This window comes from Caballeronia sp. LZ035 (assembly GCF_031451175.1).
Taxonomy (GTDB): Bacteria; Pseudomonadota; Gammaproteobacteria; order Burkholderiales; family Burkholderiaceae; genus Caballeronia.
In genome coordinates, this window is sequence record NZ_JARUXS010000001.1 from 2932619 (window position 1) to 2956253 (window position 23635).

Sequence of the window (23635 nt, forward strand, 5' to 3'; positions counted from 1 at the left end):
TCGCTCAGCGCGCCGATGGCATGACGCGCTGAACGAGCCACTTGCCGAACACGTTCACCACGAGCCCCGCCATCACGAGCGCCGCGCCGGCGATCTGCGCGCCGCTCAGGTCTTCGCCGAGAAACACCGCCGCCGACACCAGTCCGATCACCGGCACGAGCAGCGAAAACGGCGCGACGCTCGCCGCCGGATAACGCGCGAGCAGCTTGCCCCACAGGCTATAGCCGACGATGGTCGCAACAAACGCGAGATAACCGATCGCGAGGACCGACACGAGCGGAATGGCGGCGAGACTGGATTCGATGCGCGCCGGTCCTTCGAAAATCAAGGACAGCGCGAGGAACGGCAACGGCGGAATCAGGCTGCCCCAGACGACCAGCGACAGCAAATCGACCTTGCCCATCGCCTTCGTGACGACGTTGCCGAGCGCCCACATCGCGGCGGCCGCGAGGGTGAAGAGGAAGCCGGTCAGGGTCATCGCGTGGCCGCCCTGGATGCCGATCAGCGCAAGGCCCGCTGCGGCGATCGCGAGCCCGACGAGATTGGCCGCGCGAATGCGCTCGCCGAGGAAGATCGCGGCGAAGAAAAGCGTGAAGAACGCCTGCGCCTGCAACACGAGCGAAGCAAGTCCAGCCGGCATGCCAACCGACATGCCATAGAACAGCAGCGCGAATTGTCCGAGCGAGATGGTGAGACCGTACGCGAAGAGCCAGCGCAGAGGGATTTGCGGGCGCTTGATGAAACACGCCGGCGTGGCGGCCAGTGCGAAACGCAGCGCGCCGAGCAGCATCGGCGGCACGCCGTGCAGGCCCAGCTTGATGACAACGAAGTTCACGCCCCACGCGAAAATGACCACCGTGGCGATCAGCAAGTCCCTTGGCGACATCGCCCTTCCCCTCGTGCCTGACGCAATGTTGTCGAGGCGCAAAGTGTAATCGAGCGACGCTTTATTGCGCTTGTCGGATCGTGCACGAAACAGCACGGCGCTCGTGCCGCCAAAGGAGCACGAGCGCCGGAACAGACTCGCAGCAGCGCGTGTTACTTGCTCTGGCCCGACTCGGCCGCAGCGTTGTTGCCGGTCGTTGCCTCAGGCGTCTTCTTGCCCGACGACGGATGCGCCATATGCTTGCGCGGCTTCTTGTGCTTGGTCATGCCGCTCGAGTTGTCCGTGGTCGCGGCGGTGGCGTCGTTGCCCATCGCCGCCGACGAATTGCCCGACGACGTCTGCGCGAATGCGCCGCCTGCGGCGGTCGCGGTGAAGACACCTGCGGCAATAGCCATCAACAGTTTGTTCTTGCTCATGTCTTTACTCCCCAGTCAGGTTGAATGACGTCGCGCGCGGCTGCGCGCCTGTTCGAGAACGCGACGGCAGAAGATGACAGCCCGGAAGCCGATCTGCGTCCCACGGCGCCGGCCGGTAGAATCGAAAGTTCCGCGAGCGCCATTCCGGCCCTCCCATCACCGCCGCTTCCGTCCATGCCCTCGACTCCGCGCACGCTGCTCAAGCCTCACCAACACGACGTCGGCGGCCTGACGGTGCGACGCGTGCTGCCCGCGTTGGCCGCCCGGACAGTCGGGCCGTTCATCTTCTTCGACCACATTGGTCCCGCAACGCTCGTGCCCGGCAAGGGACTCGACGTGCGTCCGCACCCGCATATCGGGCTTGCAACGGTCACCTATCTGTTCGAGGGCGCGATCATGCATCGCGACAGTGTTGGCTCGGTGCAGAAGATCGTGCCCGGCGACGTCAACTGGATGACCGCCGGACGCGGCATCGTCCATTCGGAACGCACGCCCGACGCGGAGCGCGCCGCCGGCCAGACGATGCACGGCATCCAGACGTGGGTAGCCCTGCCGGTGGCGAGCGAGGACGTGGAGCCGTCGTTCGAGCATCACAGCGCTGGCGCGCTGCCGCAGATCGAACGCGACGGCGTCACGCTGCGCGTGATTGCCGGCAGTGCGTTCGGCGTGACTGCGCCCACGCGGACCTTCTCGCCGACGCTCTACGTCGCCGCGCAGTTCGCCCCCGGCAGCGCGATCACGCTCGACACCGAGCACGAAGAACGCGGCATCTATCTGGTCAGCGGCGACCTGAGTCTCGACGGCGAAGCGCTGCCCGAGCAGCAGATGGCCGTGCTCGCACCCGGTGCCGACGTGCAGCTCACGAGCGCCGGCGGCGCCGTCGCGATGCTGCTGGGCGGCGCGCCGCTCGACGGTACGCGCTTCATCGAATGGAATTTCGTGTCGAGCGCGCGCGACAAGATTGCGGCGGCCAAGACGGCCTGGAGCGAGCAGCGCATGGGCCACGTGCCGGGCGAAAGCGAGTTCATTCCGTTGCCGCCGCAGCGCCGCGAGCCGCAAGCGCCGGAAGCCTGACGCGCAGCGGGACTTGAGAATCCGCGCATCGCCCCTATTTGATTGAGATTGCCTGCAGCACTTGGAGAACGCATGGAAACAACTCTCGCCACTTTCGAGAACGATGTCATCAACGCGTCGATGCTTGCGCCCGTGCTCGTCGATTTCTGGGCGCCGTGGTGCGGCCCGTGCAAGACGCTCGGACCGATGCTCGAAAAGCTCGAAGCCGAAGCCGCCGGGAAATGGAAGCTCGTCAAGGTGAACGTCGATGAGAACCAGGAGCTCGCCGGGCATTTTCAGGTGCGCAGCATTCCGCACGTGATCGCGTTCGCGGAAGGCCGTCCGGTCGACCAGTTCATCGGCGTGCTGCCGGAAGGCCAGCTGCGCGAGTTCCTGGACCGGCTCGTGCCGGCCGGTGCCGACGCCGAACGGCTCAGCGCGCAGGCCGCGTGGGCGGCGGGCAACCGCGAGTTCGCCATCGACACCATCAAGGCCGCGATCGCGCTCGATCCCGGCTATGACGACGCCCGCCTCGACCTGATCGAATGGCTGATCGCCGAGCGCCGTTACGACGAAGCGAAGGAAGAAGACAAGCTGCTGTCGCCGAAGACGACACAAGGCATCGACGCGCGCTACAACGCGCTGAAGACCGAACTGGACGCCGCCGACGCAGCCGCCGATCTCCCGCCCGCCGACGCGCTGTACGCCGCGGTCGCAGCCAACCCGGACGATCTCGACGCACGTTTCGCACTGGCCAACCGGCTGATCGCGGGCCGCGAATTCGACGGCGCGCTGGAGCATCTGCTGGAGATCGTCGTGCGCGACCGTGCCTTCATGGACGATGTCGGCCGCAAGACCATGCTCTCGGTCTTCGAACTGGCCGCGAATCAGCCGGATGTCGTTTCGCGCTGGCGGCGCAGGCTCAGCGCGGCGATGAATTGACCGTCCCGCCACTCAAAACGGCCAGCTCGATGCAGCTGGCCGTTTTGCTTTAAAAACGCGCGACGCTCAGCCCGCGCGTTTCGCCAGATCCCTCAGCACGCGCGCGGCGGCCGCGAATCCAAAGCTCGCCGTCACGCACACGCTCGAACCGAAGCCCGCGCAGTTGAGCCCGATCGGGCCCTGATGTCCGCCGCCGGTTTCCAGATGCTCGGCGCCCTCGCTCAGATCGCAGACGGGCGCTTCGGGATAGATCAGCGGCTCGTCCGAATACACCGCGTTCACCTTGAAACGCGCCTTCGGTCCGCGTGGAAATCCGTGCAGCTTGCGCAACTGGCCACGCACCTTGGACAGCAGCGGGTCCTGAATGGTCAGCGCGAGATCGTCGATCCGGATGCGCGTCGGGTCGAGTTGCCCGCCCGCCCCGCCCACCGTGATCAACGGCTGCCCATTCTTCACGCACCACGCGATCAGCGCGGTCTTCGTGCGCACGCTGTCGATGGCGTCGACCACGTAGTCGAAGCCGTTGCCGAGTACCGCATCGAAGTTGCCCGGCTCGATGAAGTCCTCGATCTCGCGCACTTCGCACGCAGGATCGATCAGCCGGATACGTTCGGCCATCGCCGTGACCTTGGCCTTGCCGTAGTTTCCATCGAGCGCATGAATCTGGCGGTTCGTATTGCTCTCGGCGACATTGTCCAGATCGATCAGCGTCAAGCGGCCAATCGCGCTGCGCGCCAGCGCCTCCGCCACCCACGAACCGACGCCGCCAATGCCGATCACCGCGACATGCGCGCGCTCGAACGCGGCCAGCGCGGGTGCGCCGTACAAGCGCGCAATGCCGCCGAAACGGCGCTCGCGGTCGGCGGCATCAGCGGGGAGAGAAGCGGGGGAAACGGAAGAAGCGTTCATATCGGACAAGGTAAAAGCACGCTGCATTGAAAGCAAATCTGAAGCCCGCAACAAGTCAGAACATGCCTGATGCTTGTGCTGCCTCAACGTTGACTTTCAAATGCCTGTCGGCGTTTCGTTCAGGGGTACGGATTCATGCAAAATACGGCCGGATTGCGTATTCTGCCTTATCGAAACCCGTGACGTGATAGCCGCTCACGATCCGCCCAGACCTCCGGAGTCGCGCCCGGGTAATCAGGGCAAGATCGTTTTACGTTGGCTATACTGTCGCGACTGTAGCGTTTGCATAAAAATGACGACTCTTGCAGATCTTCGCCAAAACTATTCGCGCGGTGCGCTGGACGCGGCCGACGTCGACTCGAACCCGGTCCGCCAGTTCGACACCTGGTTCGCACAAGCACTCGATGCGAAGTTGCCCGAACCGAACGCCATGACGCTCGCCACCGTCGACGCAGCGGGCCGGCCTTCCGCCCGCATCGTGCTCATCAAGGGCGTCGACGAACGCGGCTTCGTCTTCTTCACCAATTACGACAGCCGCAAGGGCCGCGAACTCGCCGCCAACTCCGCCGCGAGCCTGCTGTTCCACTGGATCGAACTCGAGCGCCAGGTGCGCATCGAGGGACGCGTCGAAAAGACCAGCGACGCGGAAAGCGATGCGTATTACGCCTCGCGTCCGCTCGGTTCACGGATCGGCGCGTGGGCCTCGCCGCAGAGCGAGCCGCTCGACAGCCGCGCGGAACTCGAAGCGCGCGAGCGCGAGATGATCGCCCGCTATGGCGACGCCCCGCCGCGTCCGCCGCACTGGGGCGGTTATCGCGTCGTGCCCGACACCATCGAATTCTGGCAGGGACGCCCCTCGCGCCTGCACGACCGCATCGTCTATACGCGGGATCGTGCGGACGACGCGTGGCGAATCACGAGACTCGCGCCCTGACGCGAGCACGACAGCAAGCGAGACGATAACGGCAACGAGCATGAAGGCGCACGCCTTCCCCTTGATTTTCTTAGCGCGGAGAAACAAGCATGTTCTGGGAGAAGAAGCTGACGCAATGGGTTGAGGAAGTGCGGGACCGGGCCAACCTGCCCGCGCGTCTCGTGCTGTGGGACGGCCAGCAGCATGACTTCGGCCAGTTCGCCGCGCCGCGCGTGACGCTGCATGTGAAGAGCGCGACGGCGCTGCAATACCTGCTCGAACCGACCCTCGACAATCTCGGTGAAGCCTATGTGAAGGGCAAGATCGACATCGAAGGGAAGCTGAGCGACATCATCAACATCAGCTATTCGCTCGCGAAGAACACGGTGACCAGCGCCAGCAAACTGGCCCGCGTGCGACGCTACTTCACGCACTCGAAGGCGTCGGACAAGAAGGCCATCCAGTACCACTACGACGTGTCGAACGAGTTCTACCAGCTCTGGCTCGACAAGAACATGGTCTATTCCTGCGCGTACTTCGAGAACGGCGACGAAGACATCGACACCGCGCAGCTCAAGAAGATCGACCACATCCTGACCAAGATCCAGGTGCAGCCGGGGCACACGCTGCTCGACATCGGCTGCGGCTGGGGCGCCCTCGTGATTCGCGCGGCGCAGAAGTTCGGCGCGAAGTGCGTGGGCGTCACGCTCTCGGAAAACCAGTTCAGGCTGGCAACCGAACGCGTCAAGGCGGCCGGTCTCGAAGACAGGGTCGAGATCCGCCTGCAGGATTACCGCGACATCCCGGGACAATTCGACCGCATCACGAGCGTCGGCATGTTCGAGCACGTCGGGCGCAAGAACCTGCCGGGCTACTTCGCGCGGATCCGCGAGTTGCTGGTCGACGACGGCGTCGCGATGAATCATGGCATCACCTCGTCGGACGCCGACAGCGGCGAGACTTCGCTCGGCGGCGGCGAGTTCATCGACAAATACGTGTTCCCGGACGGCGAGCTGCCGCACATCAGCCTCGCCTTGCAGACGATGCAGGAAGGCGGGCTGGAGGCGCTCGACGTCGAGAGCCTGCGCCGTCACTACGCGCACACGCTCGACGTCTGGGCCGAGCGCTTCGAGGCGAACGCCGAGGAAGCGAGGAAGCTCGTGGACGACGAGCATTTCCGCATCTGGCGCGTGTATCTGGCGGGCTGCGCGTATGCGTTCGAAAACGACGACGTGTCGATCTACCAGGTGATCTGCCGCAAGGCGGGACGCAGCGCGAAGACGCTGCCGTGGTCGCGGCGCTATATCTACGAGAAGGCGCTCTGAACCGCGATCTCACGCAGCATGACGCGGGCGGACCGGACGAGGAGACGCTCGACCTGTTCGGCGAGCCTGCGCCTGGGATGTCTGTGGTGAATGAAGCGCCAAAGTCACCCTCAAAGCTCAAGTCCACCCAAGCGCGCGGCGTCCTGCCCGCGCCGTCGCAGCCCGAACTCGAACTCCTCGCGCAGAGCCTTCCCGATTCGATCCATCTCGGCACCTCGACATGGTCGTTTCCGGGCTGGCGCGGCATCGTCTACGGCGACGACTACTCGAACACCAGGCTTTCACGCGACGGTCTCGCCGCGTATGGCGCGCATCCGCTGTTGCGAAGCGTATCGATCGACCGCTCGTTCTATGCGCCGCTGTCGCTCGCCGAATACGCACGCTATGCGTCGCAGGTGCCCGACCATTTCCGTTTCATCGTCAAGGCGCCCGCCTCCGTCACCGATGCCTTCGTGCGCGGCGAGCGCGGCGTGCCTGACGCGGACAATCCCGCGTTCCTGAATGCGCAGATCGCTATCGACGAGTTCGTGACGCCCTGCATCGGCGGACTCGGCGCGAAGGCCGGCGCGCTGGTGTTCCAGTTCTCGCCGCTGCCGGATGCGCTGGTGGTCGAGCCGGCGGTGTTCATCGACCGTCTCTCGGCGTTCCTGCAAGCGCTGCCGCCGCTCGAAGGCGACGCGTGCTACGCGGTGGAGATTCGCGACGCCGTCATGCTCACGCCGCGTTTCATCCGCGCGTTGCGGGAGGCGAAGGTGCGCTATTGCATCGGCGTGCACGCGCGCATGCCCGACGTGCGCCGTCAGGCGAAAGCGCTCGCACTGCTGGATGAAGACGGGATGGGACCGCTCGTGGTGCGCTGGAGCCTGCACAGCGGCTTCCGCTACGAACAGGCGAAGGCGAAGTACGAGCCGTTCGACCGGATCGTCGACGAGGATCTCGACACGCGCGAGGCTTTGGCCGAATTGGCCGCGCAATATGCGATCGCGGGCCAGCCGGTGGTGATCGCGGCGAACAACAAGGCGGAAGGCTCCGCGCCGCTCACGTGCTTCGAGCTGGCGCGGGGCATTGCGGCGGCGTGCGAACGAGTGCGCGCGTCGTAGGCGCGCTCACGCCTTTAGGCTTTGAGGCGATGCGCGAATTTCTTGCGGAACTTGGCGACCTTCGGCCCGACGACCGCCGCGCAATAGCCCTGCTCCGGATGCTGCGCGAAGAAGTTCTGGTGATAGGCCTCGGCCGGATAGTAGTTGCCGTCGAGCGCGCTGACTTCGGTGACGATCCTGCCGCCGTAGATGTCCTCGCGCTGGAGTTCCTCGATCACGTCTAGCGCAATCTTGCGCTGCTCGTCTGAATCCGTGAACACGACGGAGCGGTACTGCGTGCCGGTGTCGGCGCCCTGGCGGTTGAGCTGGGTCGGATCGTGGGTCGCGAAAAAGATTTCAAGCACTTCCCGATAGCCGATGACGGACGGATCGAACACGACCTTGACGACTTCGGCATGGCCGGTGTCGCCGCCGCAGACCTGTTCGTACGACGGATTCAGCGCCTTGCCGCCTGCGTAGCCCGATTCGACCGATACCACGCCCTGCACGGCCAGAAACACCGCTTCGGTACACCAGAAACAACCGCCGCCGAGCGTCGCGGTTTCGTATCCGGCCTGCTGATTCTGCTGAGTCATAAGGCGCAACTCCTCATCAAGTGCATGCGGCGCTTGCCGCGGATCATGCATATGGATGCGCCCGGCCGCTTCTTCAATGCATGCGCGGCCGGGATGCATTCATCGAGTTTATTGGGTTTGGACACGCGACGCTGGACAGCCTCACAGGCAGAAAACCTGCTTGCCTGGTACGGCCTTGAACGTCCGGCGACAGCCGATTCCGCTAGAATCGCAACACATCACCTGTTTTTACATGACTTCCGAAAAGTCTCACCGACTGAAGCGCGACGCGCGGCCGGCTCGGTAGCACACGGCAGACTCGACCGCCCCTCCGCACCATGACACGCGCCAAAGCCCCGAATTTCGACCCGTCAGCGTTTCGCGCCGCACTCGGCCAGTTCGCGACCGGTGTCACCGTCATCACGACGCTCACGCCGTCCGGCCAGCCCATCGGCATTACGGCCAGCTCGTTCAACTCCGTTTCCCTCGACCCGCCGCTCGTGCTGTGGAGCCTCGCGACCAAGTCGGCGTCCATGTCGGTCTTCCGCTCGAACAGTCACTACGTGGTCAACGTGCTGGCGGCGTCGCAACTGGACTTGTGCCGGCGCTTCGCGACGGTCAAGGGCGATCGTTTCGCAGGCGTATCGCATGCGGCCGGCGACACGGGCATGCCGGTGCTGGACGGGGCCATCGCCTGGTTCGAGTGTCACAACCGGAGTCGCTATGACGAAGGCGATCACGTGATCTTCGTCGGCGAAGTGGAACGTTGCGGCATGCGCGAAGACAACGACCCCGCCGCCCCGCTCGTGTTTCAGGCGGGTAGCTTCCATACGCTCGGACCGCTGGACTGATCCGGGACTTCGCCCGCTCAGGGCGTCCCTGAGGACACCGCGGAAGACGCCACCGAAGGCGCCCGCTCCACCCGCAATGCCGGCTGATCGATCAGCGCGACCGGCACGCCCGCGTCGTCTTTCATCGTTTGCAGCACGATGTTCGAACGGATGTCGATCACGCCAGGCGCCTTGTACAGCTTCGAGAGAATGAAGTCGGAATAGTGCTTGAGGTTGTGCGCGAGCACCCGCAGCACGTAGTGCGTGTCGCCGGTCACGACGAACGCGCCGACCACTTCCGGCCAGTCGCGCACGGCGGCGGCGAACTTCTCGTGCCAGTTTTCCTCGTCGTTGCGCATCGACACATGGACGAACGCTTCCAGTTCGATACCGAGGCGTTCGCGGTCGAGGCACGCGCGATAGCTCGCGATCACCCCTTCCTCTTCGAGCAGACGCATTCGGCGCAGGCACGCCGACGGCGAGAGCGAAATGCGCTCCGCCAGGTCCAGGTTGCTGATCCGTCCATCTTCCTGCAGTACCGCCAGAATTCGGCAATCCGTTGCATCGAGCGTGAAGCCGGTCATTTTTGAGTCCCCTAGGCCCGTTTCATCGAATTATGTTCTAAGCGCGACACTTTTGGGTATTTATTTCGCAAGCACCTTGCGAGACAACACGACTATGATTTGACGCATCTCCACGCTTTCTGCTAAGGCGCGTCATGACGCTGCTGGATATTTCCCCGCCCATCGAACCCGCTACGCCCGTCTGGCCGGGCGATACGCCCGTCGGCATCGAGCGCGTGTGGCGCATGGAAGCGGGCTCGCCGGTCAACGTCGCGCGGCTCACGCTGTCGCCGCACACCGGCGCGCACGCCGACGCGCCGCTCCACTACGACGAACACGGCGCGCCGATCGGCGCCGTCGCACTGGACACCTATCTCGGCGCGTGCCGGGTCGTGCATTGCGTAGGCGTCACGCCGCTCGTGCTGCCGGAGCATGTCGCCGGGCAGCTCGACGGCATACCGCCGCGGGTCCTGCTGCGCACCTACCGCAACGCGCCGCTCGACGCCTGGGACAGCGCCTTCACCGCGGTCGCGCCCGACACCATCGACCTGCTGGCCCGGCACGGCGTGAAGCTGATTGGCATCGATACGCCGTCGCTCGATCCGCAGGAATCGAAAACCATGGACGCGCACCGGCGCATCCGTGCGCATGGCATGGCGATCCTCGAAGGCCTGGTGCTCGATGCCGTCGCGCCGGGCGATTACGAACTGATCGCCCTGCCGCTCAAATTGTCCACGCTCGACGCGAGCCCGGTGCGCGCCGTCCTGCGTCCGCTGGCCTGATTCATAGTCATAGCCGATCTTTATTACAGAAATGGAATTTTCGATGCAACATCGTGACGAAGCTGCGGCGCTCGACCGCGACGACCCGCTGCATGGCCTGCGCGAACAGTTCGCCCTCGCCGACGGCGTGATCTATCTCGACGGCAATTCGCTGGGCGTACCGCCGAAGGCCGCTGCGGCGCGCGCGGCTGGCGTGATCGGCGCGGAATGGGGCGAAGGCCTGATCCGCAGCTGGAACACGGCCGGCTGGTTCGCGCTGCCGAAGCGCCTCGGCAACAAGCTCGCGCCGTTGATCGGCGCGGCCGAGGACGAAGTCGTCGTGACCGACACGATCTCGACGAATCTGTTCAAGGTCCTGTCCGCGGCGCTGAAGCTCGCGCACGAGCGCGATCCGAAACGCCGCGTGATCGTCTCCGAACGTTCGAACTTTCCGACTGACCTGTACATCGCGCAAGGTCTGATCGAACAACTGGACCGCGGCTACGAGCTGCGTCTGGTCGACGATCCGTCCGAGCTGCCCGCCGCCATCGACGAGCACACCGCGCTCGCGATGATCACGCACGTCAACTATCGCAGCGGCACCATGCACGACATGGCCGCGCTCACGCAGATGATCCAGCGCGCGGGCGCGCTGGCGGTGTGGGATCTGGCGCATTCGGCGGGGGCGGTGCCGGTCGACCTGAACGGTGTCGGCGCGGATTACGCGGTCGGTTGCACCTACAAGTATCTGAATGGCGGCCCGGGTTCGCCGGCCTTCGTCTGGGTGCCGAAGCGGCATCAGAACGCGTTTTCGCAGCCGCTGTCCGGCTGGTGGGGCCACAAGAGGCCGTTCGAAATGAACCCGGTCTATCGTCCGGACGACGGCATCGGGCGCTTCCTGTGCGGCACGCAGCCGATCGTGTCGATGGCGCTGGTCGAATGCGGTCTCGATGTCTTCCTGCAAACCGACATGCAGGCGCTGCGCCGTAAGTCGCTCGCGCTGAGCGATCTGTTCATTCAGCTGGTCGAGGCGCGCTGCGGTGAATTTCCGCTCTCGCTCGCCACGCCGCGTGACCACGCGCAACGCGGTTCGCAGGCGAGCTTCGAGCATCCGAACGGTTACGAGGTGATGCAGGCGCTGATCGCGCGGGGCGTGATCGGCGATTATCGCGAACCGCGGATTCTGCGTTTCGGCTTCACGCCGCTCTATACCCGCTTCGTCGACGTGTGGGATGCTGTGGAGATCCTGCGCGACGTGCTCGCGACCGAAAGCTGGCGGGCGCCCGAGTTCGCCGAGCGGGCGTCGGTGACCTGAGCGAGCAATCATCATGAACCCCACACAAGGCTGCCCGTTCGGGCATGGCGCGACTCACACGACCGACACGGACGACGCCGCCGGCGCCGATCAGAAGGAAGGCTGGCACGAAGCCAAGCTCGATTTCACCGACTCGATGAGCTACGGCGACTACCTCGGCCTCGATGCGATCCTGAGCGCACAGCATCCGCTCTCGCCGGATCACAACGAGATGCTGTTCATCGTGCAGCATCAGACGAGCGAGCTCTGGATGAAGCTCGCGCTCTACGAACTGCGCGCGGCGCTGGCGGCGGTGCATCGCGACGAACTGCCGCCCGCGTTCAAGATGCTCGCGCGCGTGTCGCGCATCTTCGAGCAGCTGGTGCAGGCGTGGAACGTACTCGCGACGATGACGCCCTCCGAATACACCGCGATGCGCCCGTACCTCGGGCAATCGTCGGGATTCCAGTCGCATCAGTACCGGCAGATCGAATTCATGCTCGGCAACAAGAACGAGCAGATGCTGAAGCCGCACGCGCATCGGCCGGACATTCACGCGCAGGTGCGGGAAGCGCTCGAAACGCCTTCCTTCTACGACGAAGTGATTCGCCTGCTGGCCCGGCGCGGCTTCGAGATCGATCCCGCGCGCCTGAACCGCGACTGGTCGCAGCCGACGACCCACGACGCGTCGGTCGAAGCGGCCTGGCTCGCGGTGTATCGCGATCCGTCGCAGTACTGGGATCTGTACGAGATGGCGGAAGAATTGGTCGACCTGGAAGACGCGTTCCGGCAATGGCGCTTCCGGCATGTGACGACGGTCGAGCGCATCATCGGTTTCAAGGGCGGCACGGGCGGCACGGCGGGCGCGTCCTATCTGCGCAAAATGCTCGACGTTGTGCTGTTTCCGGAGCTGTGGCACGTCCGGACGGTCTTGTAAGCGTTCAGGCCAGCCGCGCCGCCAGCGCCTTCAGACGCGGGCCGATGGTCTCGCGGAAATACGCCTCGCCCATCGATGACGCCGGCCCGCTGCTCGACAGCACCAGCCAACGCCCGTTACGCAGGTCGCGAAACGGCGCGGCGACGGCATTGACGTCGTCGTGCCATTCGCGGAACGAGTAGCAGCAGCCTTCGCGCGCAAATTCGTCGAGCGCGATGCGCGCGGCATCGACCTTGTCGGCGCCCTCGTTGCGGCCGAGCTCCTCCAGCAACGCCTCGCGCGCCGCCGGCTCCTGCACGGCGAGCCAGGCACGGCCCATCGAGCTTGTCAGCATCGACAGACGCGAGCCGGGCGCGAGGCCCAGCGTCAGCGCCGTCTCGCTGCGGATGGTGTCGAGATAGATCATGTCGAGCCCGTCGCGGCAGCCCAGCGATACCGCCGCGCCAATCTCCCTCGCCAGCGCCCGCAGGTGCGGACGCGCCAGTTCGAGCGTGTCCGACTCCGCCAGCAACGTGAAACCCAACGACAGCACGCCGGTGTCGAGCGCATATTTGCCGGCGGATTCGTCGAAACGCAGATAGCCGAGTATCGTCAGCGTGTAGGCTAGGCGGTTGACCGTTGCCTTCGGCAAGCCAGTGCGCTCGACGAAATCACGATTGCCGAGCAGCGTGTCGCCAGGACGGAACGCGCGCAGCAGATCGAGCCCGCGCGCCAGCGCAACGACAAACTTGCGCTCGTCGAGGTCTTCCGGCGTGACATGGCGCAATGAAGCGGCCGTGGAATTACGGGTGGAGTCGGCTGACATCGGATGCTAGACTCGGGACTGATTTGCAAAACATTGTTTCGCCTAGCGGAACGCATGTCAAGCGCGCGTGCTCGGGTTCTTGAATCGACAGTTGAGTCCGAGGCGACGCTTTTCACTGAAATCTGGAGATCGCACATGGCTGAAGCCGCCCGTTTCAACTGGGAAGATCCGCTGCTGCTGGATCAACAACTGAGCGAAGACGAACGCATGGTGCGTGATGCCGCACGCGCGTACGCGCAGGACAAGCTTCAGCCGCGCGTGATGCAGGCGTTCCGCGAGGAAAAGACGGATCCGTCGATCTTCCGCGAGATGGGCGAGCTCGGTCTGCTCGGACCGACCATTCCGGAACAGTACGGCGGCCCGGGCCTCAACTATGTGTGCTACGGCTTGATCGCGCGTGAAGTCGAGCGCGTGGATTCGGGCTATCGCTCGATGATGTCCGTGCAGTCGTCGCTCGTCATGGTGCCGATCAACACCTTCGGCAGCGACGCGCAGAAGGAAAAGTATCTGCCGAAACTGGCGCGCGGCGAGTGGATCGGCTGCTTCGGCCTGACCGAACCGAACGCCGGCTCCGACCCGGCCGGCATGACGACCCGCGCGAAAAAAGTGCAGGACGGCTATTCCCTTTCCGGCACGAAGATGTGGATCTCGAATTCGCCCATCGCGGACGTCTTCGTGGTCTGGGCCAAGCTGGAGGAAGACGGCCGTGACGACATCCGCGGCTTCATTCTCGAAAAGGGCTGGAAGGGACTGTCCGCTCCGGCGATCCACGGCAAGGTAGGACTGCGCGCGTCGATCACGGGTGAGATCGTGATGGACGAAGTGTTCGTGCCTGAAGAAAACCTGCTGCCGGACGTGCGCGGCCTGAAGGGTCCATTCACGTGCCTGAACTCGGCGCGGTATGGCATTTCATGGGGCGCGCTCGGCGCCGCCGAGGCGTGCTGGCATATGGCCCGGCAATACACGCTGGATCGCAAGCAGTTCGGCCGGCCGCTCGCCGCGAACCAGTTGATCCAGAAAAAGCTCGCCGACATGCAGACGGAAATCACGCTGGGTCTGCAAGGCGTGCTGCGTCTCGGGCGCATGAAAGACGAAGGCACGGCGGCGGTAGAGATCACGTCCATCATGAAGCGCAATTCGTGCGGCAAGGCGCTGGATATCGCCCGCCTTGCGCGCGACATGCTCGGCGGCAACGGCATCTCCGATGAATTCGGCGTCGCGCGGCATCTGGTGAATCTGGAAGTGGTGAACACCTATGAAGGCACGCACGATATTCACGCGCTGATTCTGGGACGCGCGCAGACGGGCATTCAAGCGTTTTTCTGACGGTCTGCGTGGCTTCGCTGACGTGAGAGAGCCGGCACTTGCCGGCTCTTCGCGTTTTGGAGCCGCAAGCCTTTGTAACTTTCGATGCACCGCTGAAACTTTTACGGGACAGATCGTATCAATTCGAGATGATGTCGAAGCTTTGACCAGCTACAGCGCCGCGGACCGCGTCAGCGAGCAGGTTGCGGAACTGGAATGAAACCTGCGTCACCTGGCCCGCGAGAGTCAGCCTCCTCGTCAGCGACCCCATCTTTGGTTACGATTCGCGTAGCCTCATCGATTGGAGCCTTTAATGTCAGAAATCAACAAGGAGCGATTCATGTCGGATATCAAAACCGTACTCGCTGACGCCGAAGACCTTTTGAAGCAAGCGGCTACCGCCACCGGTGAACGCGCCTCCGAGCTGCGCGAGACCGCGCTTGCCCGCCTCAAGCAGGCGAAGGAAAAAGCCGCCGACGCGCAAGTCGTGGTCATCGAGCGAGGCAAGAAAGCGGCACGCGCCACCGATGACTACGTGCATGAACATCCGTGGGCGTCCATCGGCATTGCGGCCGGCCTTGGCATGGTGATCGGCCTGCTCATCAATCGAAAGTAGAGGACGCGCGGGCCGGTCTCGCTGCCGAGGCAATGGCCCGTTGTTTGCTGAACGTGAATCCGTCGGGGCCCCAACTGGACTGAACCGTGCGCGCCTTGCCCGGGCGCGCGGCTCGACCGCTTCTCGACATTCGTACCGGTCGGCCGCTTCAAGCGGCGGACCGGAAGCACACCAAGCGGCACCAACGCGCTTCTCGCATTCAAGCCATGACGACAGAACGGCCACCGCAGCAATCGTCCCCCGGACCGTTGCGACGCATCATGACCTCCGCCTTCGCCATCTTCGAGACGCGCCTTGAACTGATCGGCATCGAGCTCCAGGAGGAGAAGGAACGTCTGATCGGCGTCCTGTTCCTCGGACTTACCGCCATGATGCTCGCGATGATGGCGCTCATCTCGCTGACGGTCCTGATCGCAATTTTCTTCTGGGACACCTACCGCTGGCAGGCGCTGGGCGGCATCACGCTGCTGTACGCGCTGATCGCCATCGCATGCGGCCTGCGGGCACGCAGCAACCTGCGCGACGCGCCGAACCTGTTCGACGACACACTCGCCGAGTTCCGCAAGGACCGCGACATGTTTCGCTGATCCCCGATCCGCGCACCTGAATCCGCCATGAGCCAACAAGACGACACCTTTAAGACGCCGAAGCGAGACAAGATGCAGAAGCTGCGCACGCCGCATATGCGCGCGCTGCGCAAGGAACTGCTGATTGCCCGCGCGGACGTCGAACGCATGGAAATGCGCCAGGCGACGCACGACCTGCGCTCGTCCATCACGCATTTCAGCTTTTTGCGCTTCCTGATTCCGGGCGGCGGCACCAGCCGCTGGAGCAAACGCGGCCGTGGCGCGTCGGCGGGCGGCGTCGGCGGGATGCTGGGATCGCTGCTCGGTTCGGCGAACGTCGGCGCGCTGTTCAAGCAGTATCCGATCATCGGCTCCGTCGCCTCGCTCGTGCTCACCAAGACGGTGCGGACCAAGCTCCTGAGCGGCGCCAAGCCGCTGCTCAAGTGGGGTGGCTTGGGACTTGCCGGCTGGGAAGCCTGGCGCATCTATCAGCAGATGAAGCCGAACACGCCTGAGACTTCGAACGACGCCGTCGATCCGACGGTATTCTGACTCGCCCCAGCGCACTACATTCTCCCCGCCCAGCAGGCAACCGACTGCGCCGTGTCCAGCGGCGTGGTCGCACCGGGCGCGTGATTCCAGCGCAGTCCGGTTGCATCGACGATGAAAACGCCGCACGTGTCATCCTGCATCGCACCGGAGGTGACCGGCGTGGCTTCGATCCCATAGCCGCCATTGGTGGCGTTTTCGGGCAGCACGCTGAGGCGGTAGACTGCCCTGCCGCTCGATGGCGCCTGATCGAAACCCGCGCTCAGGATGATGGCATCGCCGCTGGCCGCGACTTGCGCGAGCCGCGCCGTTTCGACGAACTGGACCGCCTTGAGCGCTGCGGTGGCGGCATCCACGCGATGCGCCTTGGTCACATGACTTCGATAAGCCGGTACGGCAAATGCCGCCATCACCGCGGCGACGGCGAGCGCGATCATCAATTCGAGCAGACTGAACGCTGCGGTTCTCCTTGATTCGACGGATTTCATGGGCGCCTCTCAGAACGGGCGAGCGACGACGCGCCGCCAATGCTGCGCGCTGACGTCCTCGGCGACGTCGATGCGCAACTGCAGCCACGTTTCCGAGTCCAGCGTGGCGCCGAAACCGCGCGCGGTGATCAGGTAGGAGACTTGGGCCGTGCCAGCCGGATGCGCCCACGCTTCGATCAGGCATTGCGGCGCGCGATAGGCATACGGCCAGGTGTCGAACGGCTTGACGGCGAGGGTCGCCGCGCCTTCGAACGAGGCCTTCGAGCGCCAGCGCGAAGGCTCGCTGTTCGTCGCCGGCAGAGCGGCCGCCAGCATGTCGCTGCAGCGGCGCAGTGCGCCGTCCGCCGCGTGAAATGCCTGGGCTCGGTCCCGCGTTGCAAGCGTCGAGCGCGCCGTGACGAGCGAGGTTTGCAGCCAGGCGCTCGCGGTGACCAGCATCATCGCGGCGAGCATCAGGACGATGGGCAACGTGGCGCCACGAGAACGGGCCCGGGAACGTGAGGGTGCTTTCATGGCTCAACCCGCATCGCGCGTGGACAGAAGCGGCGCATTGCGCAGCGCGACGCGCCGCCAGAAGGCTTGTCTCGCGCGACCGTCATCGCTGTAGGCGGGCGCGCCGTCGCAATCGACATGATTCACGCGGCGTTTCGCCTGTGCCGTGAAACCGCGCACGAGGACGCAGACATCCACGGCATAAACCTCCTTCCAGCGCGCGCGAGCGATACCCGAAGCGGCCAGCGCGGCGGACGCGCCCGGCAGCCAGTACAGGGCGCGAATGCGCTCGATGCCCTCGACGATCGGCTGCGCCTGCTTGCCGTTGCCTTCGCAATAAAGTTCCGGCTCGCCAGTGGAGGTGCTGGCCTTCGCATGGAAGCGATTGGTGGCGTAGGCGTCGGGGACCGCCTGGCCGAGGCAGTCGGTGGGCGCCCCGCCGGAAGTCGGCCATGTGGCAATGGCGTCGGCCGCGTAGCGGACCTGCACGCCGTCTGAGCGGCTCGCGAGCGTCTCGCAGGAAGCGGCCCCTTCCTCGCCGATCACGCGCCCTTGCGCACAACCGAAGAGGGGCGCGTCGAGCGCGGCGCGCGGGTCGAGGTCGCCGACGAATCCTGCCATCTGCAACTGCTGACCGAGCATATCCAGCGCGACCGACGCGGCTTCATGCATGCGCACAGCGTCTGCGGCACGCTCGAAAGCCGCACGCTGGGCGCGATAAAGCGAGAGACACGCGCTCACGATCGACAGGCCCAGCGCAAGTGCGATGCTCAGTTCGAGCAGCGTGTGTCCGGGTGAGCGTGAGCCTGTGAAACGGAGGCGCGGGTTCATCGTGCGAACGCCACGGCAATGCACGACGAGCGCGGCGGCGCCTGCGGCTCGGGACAGGCCTGCCCACCCTCCTCCGCGTGCCAGCTCACGGTGGCGACATGCACGCCGGCTGCGCGATCGAACACGGCGACATCGCCTGCGGGAAGCAGGGATGCCGCTCTCGTGCGCCATTGCGACAGGACTGCCGCGCTATCCGCCCCGCCCCGCATGCCTTCGGCAACGGAATCTGCAATCAATGCGGCGCGCTCGCGCAGCAGCGCCATGCGCTCGCCTCGTGCCAACGCGCTCTGCAGGCCGGTCAGCCCCAATGCGGTCACTGCTGTGAGCGAGAGCGCAATCATCACCTCGACGAGCGAGTCGCCCTGTTGAACACGCTTCATGCCGATGCTCCGCACGCGCCCTGCGTCATGCGGGCGCGCCCGCCCGCCGCGATGCGGATGCAGCGTCGCAACGCCGCGCTCGCGGATGGTTCGCCGCCGCGCGAAGCGAACTCGAAACTGCGAAACCCGCCGATGACCTGCCCCGAGGGCGGGGTGAACGACATGTCACTCGACGTTCCCGCGATGGAGACCGACGACATCGCCGCCTGCAGCCGCAACAACACCGGCGCACCCTCTCGTTCGACGAACAGCCCCCAGCCGCACGACCAGTCCACAGCGCCGCCCTCGCAGCTGCGCCCGGCCGCGAGGCAACGACGCGCGGCATCGATCCGGCACAGCGTGACGCGCACGCCACGCCGAATGGTTTCGGCGCGAGCGAGTGACAGCGTGGAAAAGAGCGCATGCGCGCGGGCATCGACCTGATCGCGGATCTGCCACGACACGAACGAAGGTGCGGCGAACATCGCAAGGATCGCCATGACGGCGAGCACGACGCACAGCTCGACGAGGGTGAAACCTGGAGGTACCCGGTGAAGCTTCTGGACCATCTGCATGCCTTATCGAGTGGAGTGAGCCGGAGAGCCCAATCTATCGACAAAACATGCTGGCCGCCATTAGCCGGATGGACGAGTGTTCACGCCGCCTGGCGCCCGGCACACTGCGCGGACGAACGGCTGGAAACCTGTCTGGGAGAAAGAGATGCGTGAAAAATCAGCGCTTGCGCGAAGTGGATTTCTTCGGCGCGGCGCGCCGGAATTCCTCGAGGACGTCTTCGAATTCGGAAACGTCTTCGAAACGCTTGTAAACGGAAGCGAAACGGACGTAGGCAATGGTGTCGAGCTGACGCAACTCGTTCATGACGAGTTCGCCGAGCCGCTCGCTCTGCACTTCACGCTCGCCGCTGCCGAGCAGCTGATACTCGATGCGCGCGACGGAAGCGTCCACCGCATCCGCCGCAACGGGCCGCTTTCTGAGCGCGAGCTGCATGCTGGAAACGATCTTGCGCCGGTCGAACTCCACGCGGCTGCCATCTTTCTTGACGACCGAAGGCAGCGCCAGCTCCACCCGTTCATACGTGGTGAAGCGCTTGTCGCACGCGGGACAGCGGCGCCGGCGCCGGATCGCCGCGCCGTCCTCCGACACGCGAGAATCCACGACCTGGGTGTCTTCGTGTCGGCAGAACGGGCAGCGCATGAGCGTCGGACTCGCAGATTAACGGTAGACCGGGAAACGCTTGGTCAGGTCGGACACTTGCGCGCGCACGCGCTCGAGGTTCGCCTGGTCTTCCGGGTTGTCGAGCACGTCGGCAATCAGATTGCCGACGATCTCGGCTTCCTTCGTGCCGAAGCCGCGCGTGGTCATGGCCGGCGAGCCGAGACGCACGCCGCTCGTGACGAACGGCTTTTCCGGATCGTTCGGGATGGCGTTCTTGTTGACCGTGATGCGCGCGGCGCCGAGCGCGGCTTCAGCAGCCTTGCCCGTGATGTTCTTCGCGCGCAGATCGACCAGCATCACGTGGCTTTCCGTGCGGCCCGAGACGATGCGCAGGCCACGCTTCACCAGCGTTTCCGCCAGCACGCGTGCATTCTCGACCACGGCTTGCTGATACGACTTGAACTCGGGCGAGAGCGCTTCCTTGAACGCAACGGCCTTTGCGGCAATCACGTGCATCAGCGGACCGCCCTGAATGCCCGGGAAAATCGCCGAGTTGATCTGCTTTTCGAACTCGGCCTTCATCAGGATCACGCCGCCGCGCGGGCCGCGCAAGCTCTTGTGTGTGGTCGTGGTGACGAAGTCCGCGTGCGGCACCGGGTTCGGATACACGCCGGCGGCAATCAGACCGGCATAGTGCGCCATGTCGACCATGAAGTAGGCGCCAACGCTCTCGGCGATCTTCGAAAGACGCTCGAAGTCGATCTTCAGCGCAAACGCCGAAGCGCCCGCGACGATCAGCTTCGGCTTGTGTTCCTTGGCAAGCGCTTCGGTCTTGTCGTAGTCGATGTCTTCGGCTTCGTTCAGGCCATAGCTCACGACGTTGAACCACTTGCCCGACATGTTCACGGGCGAGCCGTGCGTCAGGTGACCGCCTTCGGCGAGGCTCATGCCCATGATCGTGTCGCCCGGCTTGAGCACCGCGAAGAACACGCCCTGGTTGGCCTGCGAACCGGAGTTCGGCTGCACGTTTGCAGCCTCCGCGCCGAACAGTTGCTTCACGCGGTCGATGGCGAGCTGCTCCACCACATCCACGTACTCGCAGCCGCCGTAATAGCGCTTGCCCGGATAGCCTTCGGCGTATTTGTTGGTGAGTTGCGAACCCTGCGCGGCCATGACCGCCGGCGAGGTGTAGTTTTCCGACGCGATCAGCTCGATGTGATCTTCCTGGCGGCGGTTTTCCTGCTCGATCGCCTTGAGCAGTTCGGGATCGACGTTGGCGAGGGTACTTTCGGCTCTGTCAAACATACGTTTTCCGTGAGTTCAATACAGGTTGACCGGATCGCGCGCGCGCCATGTTCGAAGCGAACTTCGAAGCAGACGCAGGGGACGCTGAACACCGAGGATGTCCAGGCGCGACGGATGAGGGAAGAATCCGATTTCGCAAGGCGGACAGCCACCGGCAACGCAGCATTGGCGTGCGGATCTCAGCTGCCCAGGCGAACGGCAAAACGACGCTCCGCGCTTCCTGGTGGGTCGCTCCACCTTGAATCCGAAGATTCTATCGCCAGTCACGCGGGGTATGAGCGTTGTAGTGTAATGGGCGGCCCTGCTTTAGGCAACCAACTCCCCAAGGCCGCCGGATGGCGTGCGAGGGGCAATAAAGCACGATCGTTCGAACCCGCGATTGCTTGCCGCAATGCATCAATGGAAGTACCCTTTGCGCCGTTGCCGGACGCGCGTCCCTATCTGCTCCGGCTCTGCACAATCAAACTCATCCGGAGTCCGCCCATGATCGTCTTCGTTACCGGTGCATCCGCCGGCTTCGGCGCTGCCATTGCCCGCACTTTCGTCAAGGGCGGCCATCGTGTGATCGCCGCGGCGCGCCGCAAGGACAGGCTCGTCGCGCTGTCTAAGGAGCTCGGCGACGCCCTCCTGCCGCTCGAACTCGATGTCCGCGACGAAACCGCCGTCAGGAACGCCATTGCCTCTCTGCCCGACGCGTTCGCCCAGATCGACGTACTGGTCAACAATGCCGGCCTTGCGCTCGGCCTGGAGCCCGCCCAGCGCGCCAGTCTCGACGACTGGAAAAACATGATCGACACGAACTGCACGGGCCTCGTGACGATCACGCATGCGATCCTGCCCGGCATGGTCCAGCGCAATCGCGGGCACGTGTTCAACATGGGCTCGGTCGCGGGCACGTATCCCTATGCCGGCGGCAACGTCTACGGCGCGACCAAGGCGTTCGTGCGGCAATTCAGCCTGAACCTGCGCGCCGATGTCGCAGGCACCGCGCTGCGCGTCACCGACATCGAGCCGGGACTCGTGGGCGGCACCGAGTTCTCGAACGTGCGCTTCAAGGGCGACGATGCGAAGGCGGACACTGTATACAAGAACACGCAGGCGCTCACGCCCGAGGACATCGCCGACTCCATTTACTGGATCGCCACGCGTCCCGCGCATGTGAACGTCAACGCAATCGAGATCATGCCGATCGCGCAAAGCTTCGCACCGTTGCAAATTCACCGCGCCTGAATCGGGGATCTGCCTAAGGATTTGGCGGTGTCGCGTCCGCTTCCGGTAAAATGCCGCCGATGAATATTTGTCAAAAAGCGAGCCGGGGCGGTCTGACGCGCCACGGCGCGTGCAAGGCAGCACACAGGTGAGTGATCCGTTGACCTTCGAGTGGCCGATTCGGGTGTATTACGAGGACACCGACGCCGGCGGCATCGTCTTCTACGCGAACTACCTGAAGTTCTTCGAGCGGGCGCGCACCGAATGGCTGCGCGCGTGCGCCATCGACCAGCAGGTTCTCGCCGAGTCCGAAGGCATCGTGTTCGTCGTGAGGCGCACGGCCGTCGAATACGCGTCGCCGGCCCGGCTGGACGATGTCATCCGGGTCGAGAGCCGTATCGAACGACTCGGACGCGCGTCGGTGGATTTTCATCAGGAAGCGTGGCGCGACGGCGTGCTGCTCGCAACCGGCGACATTCGCGTCGCGTCGGTGGCGCGCGCCTCGATCCGTCCGGTCGCGATTCCCGAAGCGGTGCTCGACGGACTGAAGCGCGGCCCGCACGCAGCCGGGCGCTGCACCCTTCCTGACCGAATCTGACCTGACCCATGAACTTGTCGCACCTCCGGACGGTCGATGCACCGTGCAACAGAGGAAGCACTACTGAACACGAGCCGGCCACGACGCGGCTTTCGTTTTATTCACATTCGTTTCACGAAAGCATGACGATTTGACCGGACGCCCCGTTCGGGACGTTACAGCGGACCTTTATGAACAATACTCAAGACCTGTCGATCGTTTCTCTCGTCATTCACGCGAGCCTGCTCGCACAGGCCGTGATGGCGCTGCTCCTGCTGCTGTCGCTCCTGTCCTGGACTTTCATCTTCCGCAAATGGTTTGCCATTCGCCGCGCGCGTGCGCAGACCGAGCGTTTCGAGCGCGATTTCTGGTCGGGCGGCGACCTGCAGGCGCTTTATCAGAGCGCGGCCAACAATCGCCACACCATCGGGGCGCTGGAGCGTATCTTTGAATCCGGCATGCGCGAATTCCTGAAAGGCAAGGAGCGCCGCATCACCGATCCGGGCGCGATCCTCGACGGTTCCCGCCGCGCCATGCGCGCCGCCTTCCAGCGTGAAATGGACGTGCTCGAAGCGAATCTCGCGTTCCTCGCGTCGGTCGGTTCGGTGAGTCCGTATATCGGTCTGTTCGGCACGGTCTGGGGGATCATGAACTCGTTCCGCGGCTTGGCCAACGTGCAGCAGGCCACGCTCGCGAACGTGGCGCCCGGTATTGCCGAAGCGCTCGTCGCAACCGCCATCGGCCTGTTCGCCGCCATTCCGGCCGTCGTCGCCTACAACCGCTACGCGCATGACATCGACCGTCTGGCAATCCGCTTCGAGACCTTCATCGAAGAGTTCTCGAACATCCTGCAGCGTCAGGCGCACTGAAAAAG

29 protein-coding genes and 1 riboswitch are annotated in these 23635 nt (G+C 64.5%); of the genes, 16 read left to right on the plus strand and 13 right to left on the minus strand.

The features are described from left to right. Positions 1-4: 4 nt before the first annotated feature. Both QCE88_RS13785 and QCE88_RS13790 read right to left on the minus strand, forming a co-directional pair. Positions 5-886, minus strand: coding sequence for an EamA family transporter (locus tag QCE88_RS13785; protein ID WP_309902716.1), 882 nt, complete (start codon positions 884-886; stop codon positions 5-7). A 152-nt stretch (positions 887-1038) separates the two neighbouring features. Further along, positions 1039-1302: a hypothetical protein gene (locus tag QCE88_RS13790; protein ID WP_309902717.1), complete on the minus strand. Its 264-nt coding sequence runs from the start codon at positions 1300-1302 to the stop codon at positions 1039-1041. A gap of 174 nt (positions 1303-1476) precedes the next feature. On the opposite strand from QCE88_RS13790, the gene QCE88_RS13795 reads away from it, so the two are divergent. Continuing rightward, positions 1477-2376: a pirin family protein gene (locus tag QCE88_RS13795; protein ID WP_309902719.1), complete on the plus strand. Its 900-nt coding sequence runs from the start codon at positions 1477-1479 to the stop codon at positions 2374-2376. Positions 2377-2448: 72 nt separating this feature from the next. Then, entirely contained in the window at positions 2449-3297 is an 849-nt protein-coding gene (gene trxA, locus QCE88_RS13800) for a thioredoxin (RefSeq protein ID WP_309902721.1), read from the plus strand. A 66-nt stretch (positions 3298-3363) separates the two neighbouring features. Here trxA and QCE88_RS13805 read toward each other — a convergent pair whose 3' ends face one another. Then, positions 3364-4206 (minus strand): tRNA threonylcarbamoyladenosine dehydratase, encoded by an 843-nt coding sequence (locus QCE88_RS13805; RefSeq protein WP_309903590.1) that lies wholly within the window; start codon positions 4204-4206, stop codon positions 3364-3366. Positions 4207-4498: 292 nt separating this feature from the next. Between QCE88_RS13805 and pdxH the strand changes: the two genes are divergently transcribed. From pdxH to QCE88_RS13820, 3 genes are all read left to right on the plus strand, one after another. After that, complete coding sequence (pdxH, locus tag QCE88_RS13810; protein WP_309902723.1) at positions 4499-5140, plus strand: pyridoxamine 5'-phosphate oxidase; 642 nt, start codon at positions 4499-4501, stop codon at positions 5138-5140. Between the two features lie 89 nt (positions 5141-5229). Continuing rightward, on the plus strand, positions 5230-6444 hold the full coding sequence (locus tag QCE88_RS13815) for a cyclopropane-fatty-acyl-phospholipid synthase family protein (RefSeq protein WP_309902725.1): 1215 nt from the start codon (positions 5230-5232) through the stop codon (positions 6442-6444). Positions 6445-6521: 77 nt separating this feature from the next. Beyond that, complete coding sequence (locus tag QCE88_RS13820; protein WP_309903593.1) at positions 6522-7544, plus strand: DUF72 domain-containing protein; 1023 nt, start codon at positions 6522-6524, stop codon at positions 7542-7544. Between the two features lie 14 nt (positions 7545-7558). Here the strand turns inward: QCE88_RS13820 and msrA are convergent, their stop codons facing one another. After that, the gene (gene msrA, locus QCE88_RS13825) at positions 7559-8119 is read right to left on the minus strand and encodes a peptide-methionine (S)-S-oxide reductase MsrA (protein WP_309902728.1); all 561 of its coding nucleotides are present in this window, start codon (positions 8117-8119) and stop codon (positions 7559-7561) included. Between the two features lie 317 nt (positions 8120-8436). Here msrA and QCE88_RS13830 point away from each other — a divergent pair, with 317 nt between their 5' ends. After that, positions 8437-8949, plus strand: a complete 513-nt coding sequence (locus QCE88_RS13830) for a flavin reductase family protein (RefSeq protein ID WP_309902731.1) — start codon at positions 8437-8439, stop codon at positions 8947-8949. A gap of 17 nt (positions 8950-8966) precedes the next feature. On the opposite strand, the gene QCE88_RS13835 is transcribed toward QCE88_RS13830, so the two are convergent. Beyond that, positions 8967-9512 carry an Lrp/AsnC family transcriptional regulator gene (locus QCE88_RS13835; protein WP_309902733.1) on the minus strand — a complete coding sequence of 182 codons (546 nt, stop codon included), beginning with the start codon at positions 9510-9512 and terminating at the stop codon, positions 8967-8969. A 134-nt stretch (positions 9513-9646) separates the two neighbouring features. On the opposite strand from QCE88_RS13835, the gene kynB reads away from it, so the two are divergent. From kynB to kynA, 3 genes are read left to right on the plus strand one after another with little or no spacing between them, the layout of a single operon-like run. Further along, entirely contained in the window at positions 9647-10273 is a 627-nt protein-coding gene (gene kynB, locus QCE88_RS13840; RefSeq protein WP_309902735.1) for an arylformamidase, read from the plus strand. A gap of 43 nt (positions 10274-10316) precedes the next feature. After that, positions 10317-11567, plus strand: a complete 1251-nt coding sequence (gene kynU, locus QCE88_RS13845) for a kynureninase (protein ID WP_309902737.1) — start codon at positions 10317-10319, stop codon at positions 11565-11567. Between the two features lie 13 nt (positions 11568-11580). Then, the gene (gene kynA / locus QCE88_RS13850) at positions 11581-12483 is read left to right on the plus strand and encodes a tryptophan 2,3-dioxygenase (RefSeq protein ID WP_309902739.1); all 903 of its coding nucleotides are present in this window, start codon (positions 11581-11583) and stop codon (positions 12481-12483) included. Between the two features lie 4 nt (positions 12484-12487). Here the strand turns inward: kynA and QCE88_RS13855 are convergent, their stop codons facing one another. Beyond that, the gene (locus QCE88_RS13855; RefSeq protein ID WP_309902742.1) at positions 12488-13288 is read right to left on the minus strand and encodes an IclR family transcriptional regulator; all 801 of its coding nucleotides are present in this window, start codon (positions 13286-13288) and stop codon (positions 12488-12490) included. A 135-nt stretch (positions 13289-13423) separates the two neighbouring features. Between QCE88_RS13855 and QCE88_RS13860 the strand changes: the two genes are divergently transcribed. The 4 genes from QCE88_RS13860 to QCE88_RS13875 all read left to right on the plus strand — a co-directional run bounded on the left by QCE88_RS13860 (position 13424) and on the right by QCE88_RS13875 (position 16327). Continuing rightward, the gene (locus tag QCE88_RS13860; RefSeq protein WP_309902744.1) at positions 13424-14614 is read left to right on the plus strand and encodes an acyl-CoA dehydrogenase; all 1191 of its coding nucleotides are present in this window, start codon (positions 13424-13426) and stop codon (positions 14612-14614) included. Between the two features lie 292 nt (positions 14615-14906). Beyond that, entirely contained in the window at positions 14907-15209 is a 303-nt protein-coding gene (locus QCE88_RS13865; RefSeq protein ID WP_309809675.1) for a DUF883 family protein, read from the plus strand. A 206-nt stretch (positions 15210-15415) separates the two neighbouring features. Next, positions 15416-15796, plus strand: coding sequence for a phage holin family protein (locus tag QCE88_RS13870; protein ID WP_309833239.1), 381 nt, complete (start codon positions 15416-15418; stop codon positions 15794-15796). A gap of 27 nt (positions 15797-15823) precedes the next feature. Further along, positions 15824-16327 carry a DUF3318 domain-containing protein gene (locus tag QCE88_RS13875; protein ID WP_309902746.1) on the plus strand — a complete coding sequence of 168 codons (504 nt, stop codon included), beginning with the start codon at positions 15824-15826 and terminating at the stop codon, positions 16325-16327. Positions 16328-16341: 14 nt separating this feature from the next. Here QCE88_RS13875 and QCE88_RS13880 read toward each other — a convergent pair whose 3' ends face one another. From QCE88_RS13880 to glyA, 7 genes are all read right to left on the minus strand, one after another. Continuing rightward, positions 16342-16812 (minus strand): type IV pilin protein, encoded by a 471-nt coding sequence (locus QCE88_RS13880; protein ID WP_309902748.1) that lies wholly within the window; start codon positions 16810-16812, stop codon positions 16342-16344. Positions 16813-16821: 9 nt separating this feature from the next. Further along, a complete protein-coding gene (locus QCE88_RS13885) occupies positions 16822-17265 on the minus strand; it encodes a pilus assembly PilX N-terminal domain-containing protein (protein WP_309902750.1) in 444 nt (147 codons plus the stop codon). 63 nt (positions 17266-17328) lie between these two features. Continuing rightward, a complete protein-coding gene (locus tag QCE88_RS13890; RefSeq protein WP_309902752.1) occupies positions 17329-18135 on the minus strand; it encodes a PilW family protein in 807 nt (268 codons plus the stop codon). Further along, a complete protein-coding gene (locus QCE88_RS13895) occupies positions 18132-18515 on the minus strand; it encodes a prepilin-type cleavage/methylation domain-containing protein (protein ID WP_309902754.1) in 384 nt (127 codons plus the stop codon). The genes QCE88_RS13890 and QCE88_RS13895 overlap by 4 nt, the downstream gene beginning before the upstream one ends. After that, a complete protein-coding gene (locus tag QCE88_RS13900) occupies positions 18512-19069 on the minus strand; it encodes a GspH/FimT family pseudopilin (RefSeq protein ID WP_309902756.1) in 558 nt (185 codons plus the stop codon). Before QCE88_RS13900 ends, QCE88_RS13895 begins: the two co-directional genes overlap by 4 nt. Positions 19070-19226: 157 nt before the next feature. Then, positions 19227-19709, minus strand: coding sequence for a transcriptional regulator NrdR (gene nrdR / locus QCE88_RS13905; protein WP_309833259.1), 483 nt, complete (start codon positions 19707-19709; stop codon positions 19227-19229). Between the two features lie 18 nt (positions 19710-19727). Beyond that, positions 19728-20975 carry a serine hydroxymethyltransferase gene (gene glyA / locus QCE88_RS13910; protein ID WP_309902759.1) on the minus strand — a complete coding sequence of 416 codons (1248 nt, stop codon included), beginning with the start codon at positions 20973-20975 and terminating at the stop codon, positions 19728-19730. Between the two features lie 178 nt (positions 20976-21153). Further along, a riboswitch (ZMP/ZTP riboswitch) is annotated at positions 21154-21252 on the minus strand. Positions 21253-21458: 206 nt separating this feature from the next. Between glyA and ydfG the strand changes: the two genes are divergently transcribed. The 3 genes from ydfG (at position 21459) to tolQ (ending at position 23630) form a co-directional block, all read left to right on the plus strand. After that, entirely contained in the window at positions 21459-22205 is a 747-nt protein-coding gene (ydfG, locus tag QCE88_RS13915) for a bifunctional NADP-dependent 3-hydroxy acid dehydrogenase/3-hydroxypropionate dehydrogenase YdfG (RefSeq protein ID WP_309902761.1), read from the plus strand. A 127-nt stretch (positions 22206-22332) separates the two neighbouring features. Then, entirely contained in the window at positions 22333-22782 is a 450-nt protein-coding gene (ybgC, locus tag QCE88_RS13920; protein WP_309902764.1) for a tol-pal system-associated acyl-CoA thioesterase, read from the plus strand. A 170-nt stretch (positions 22783-22952) separates the two neighbouring features. Further along, positions 22953-23630, plus strand: a complete 678-nt coding sequence (gene tolQ / locus QCE88_RS13925) for a protein TolQ (RefSeq protein WP_016346195.1) — start codon at positions 22953-22955, stop codon at positions 23628-23630. The last annotated feature ends 5 nt before the right edge of the window (positions 23631-23635 follow it).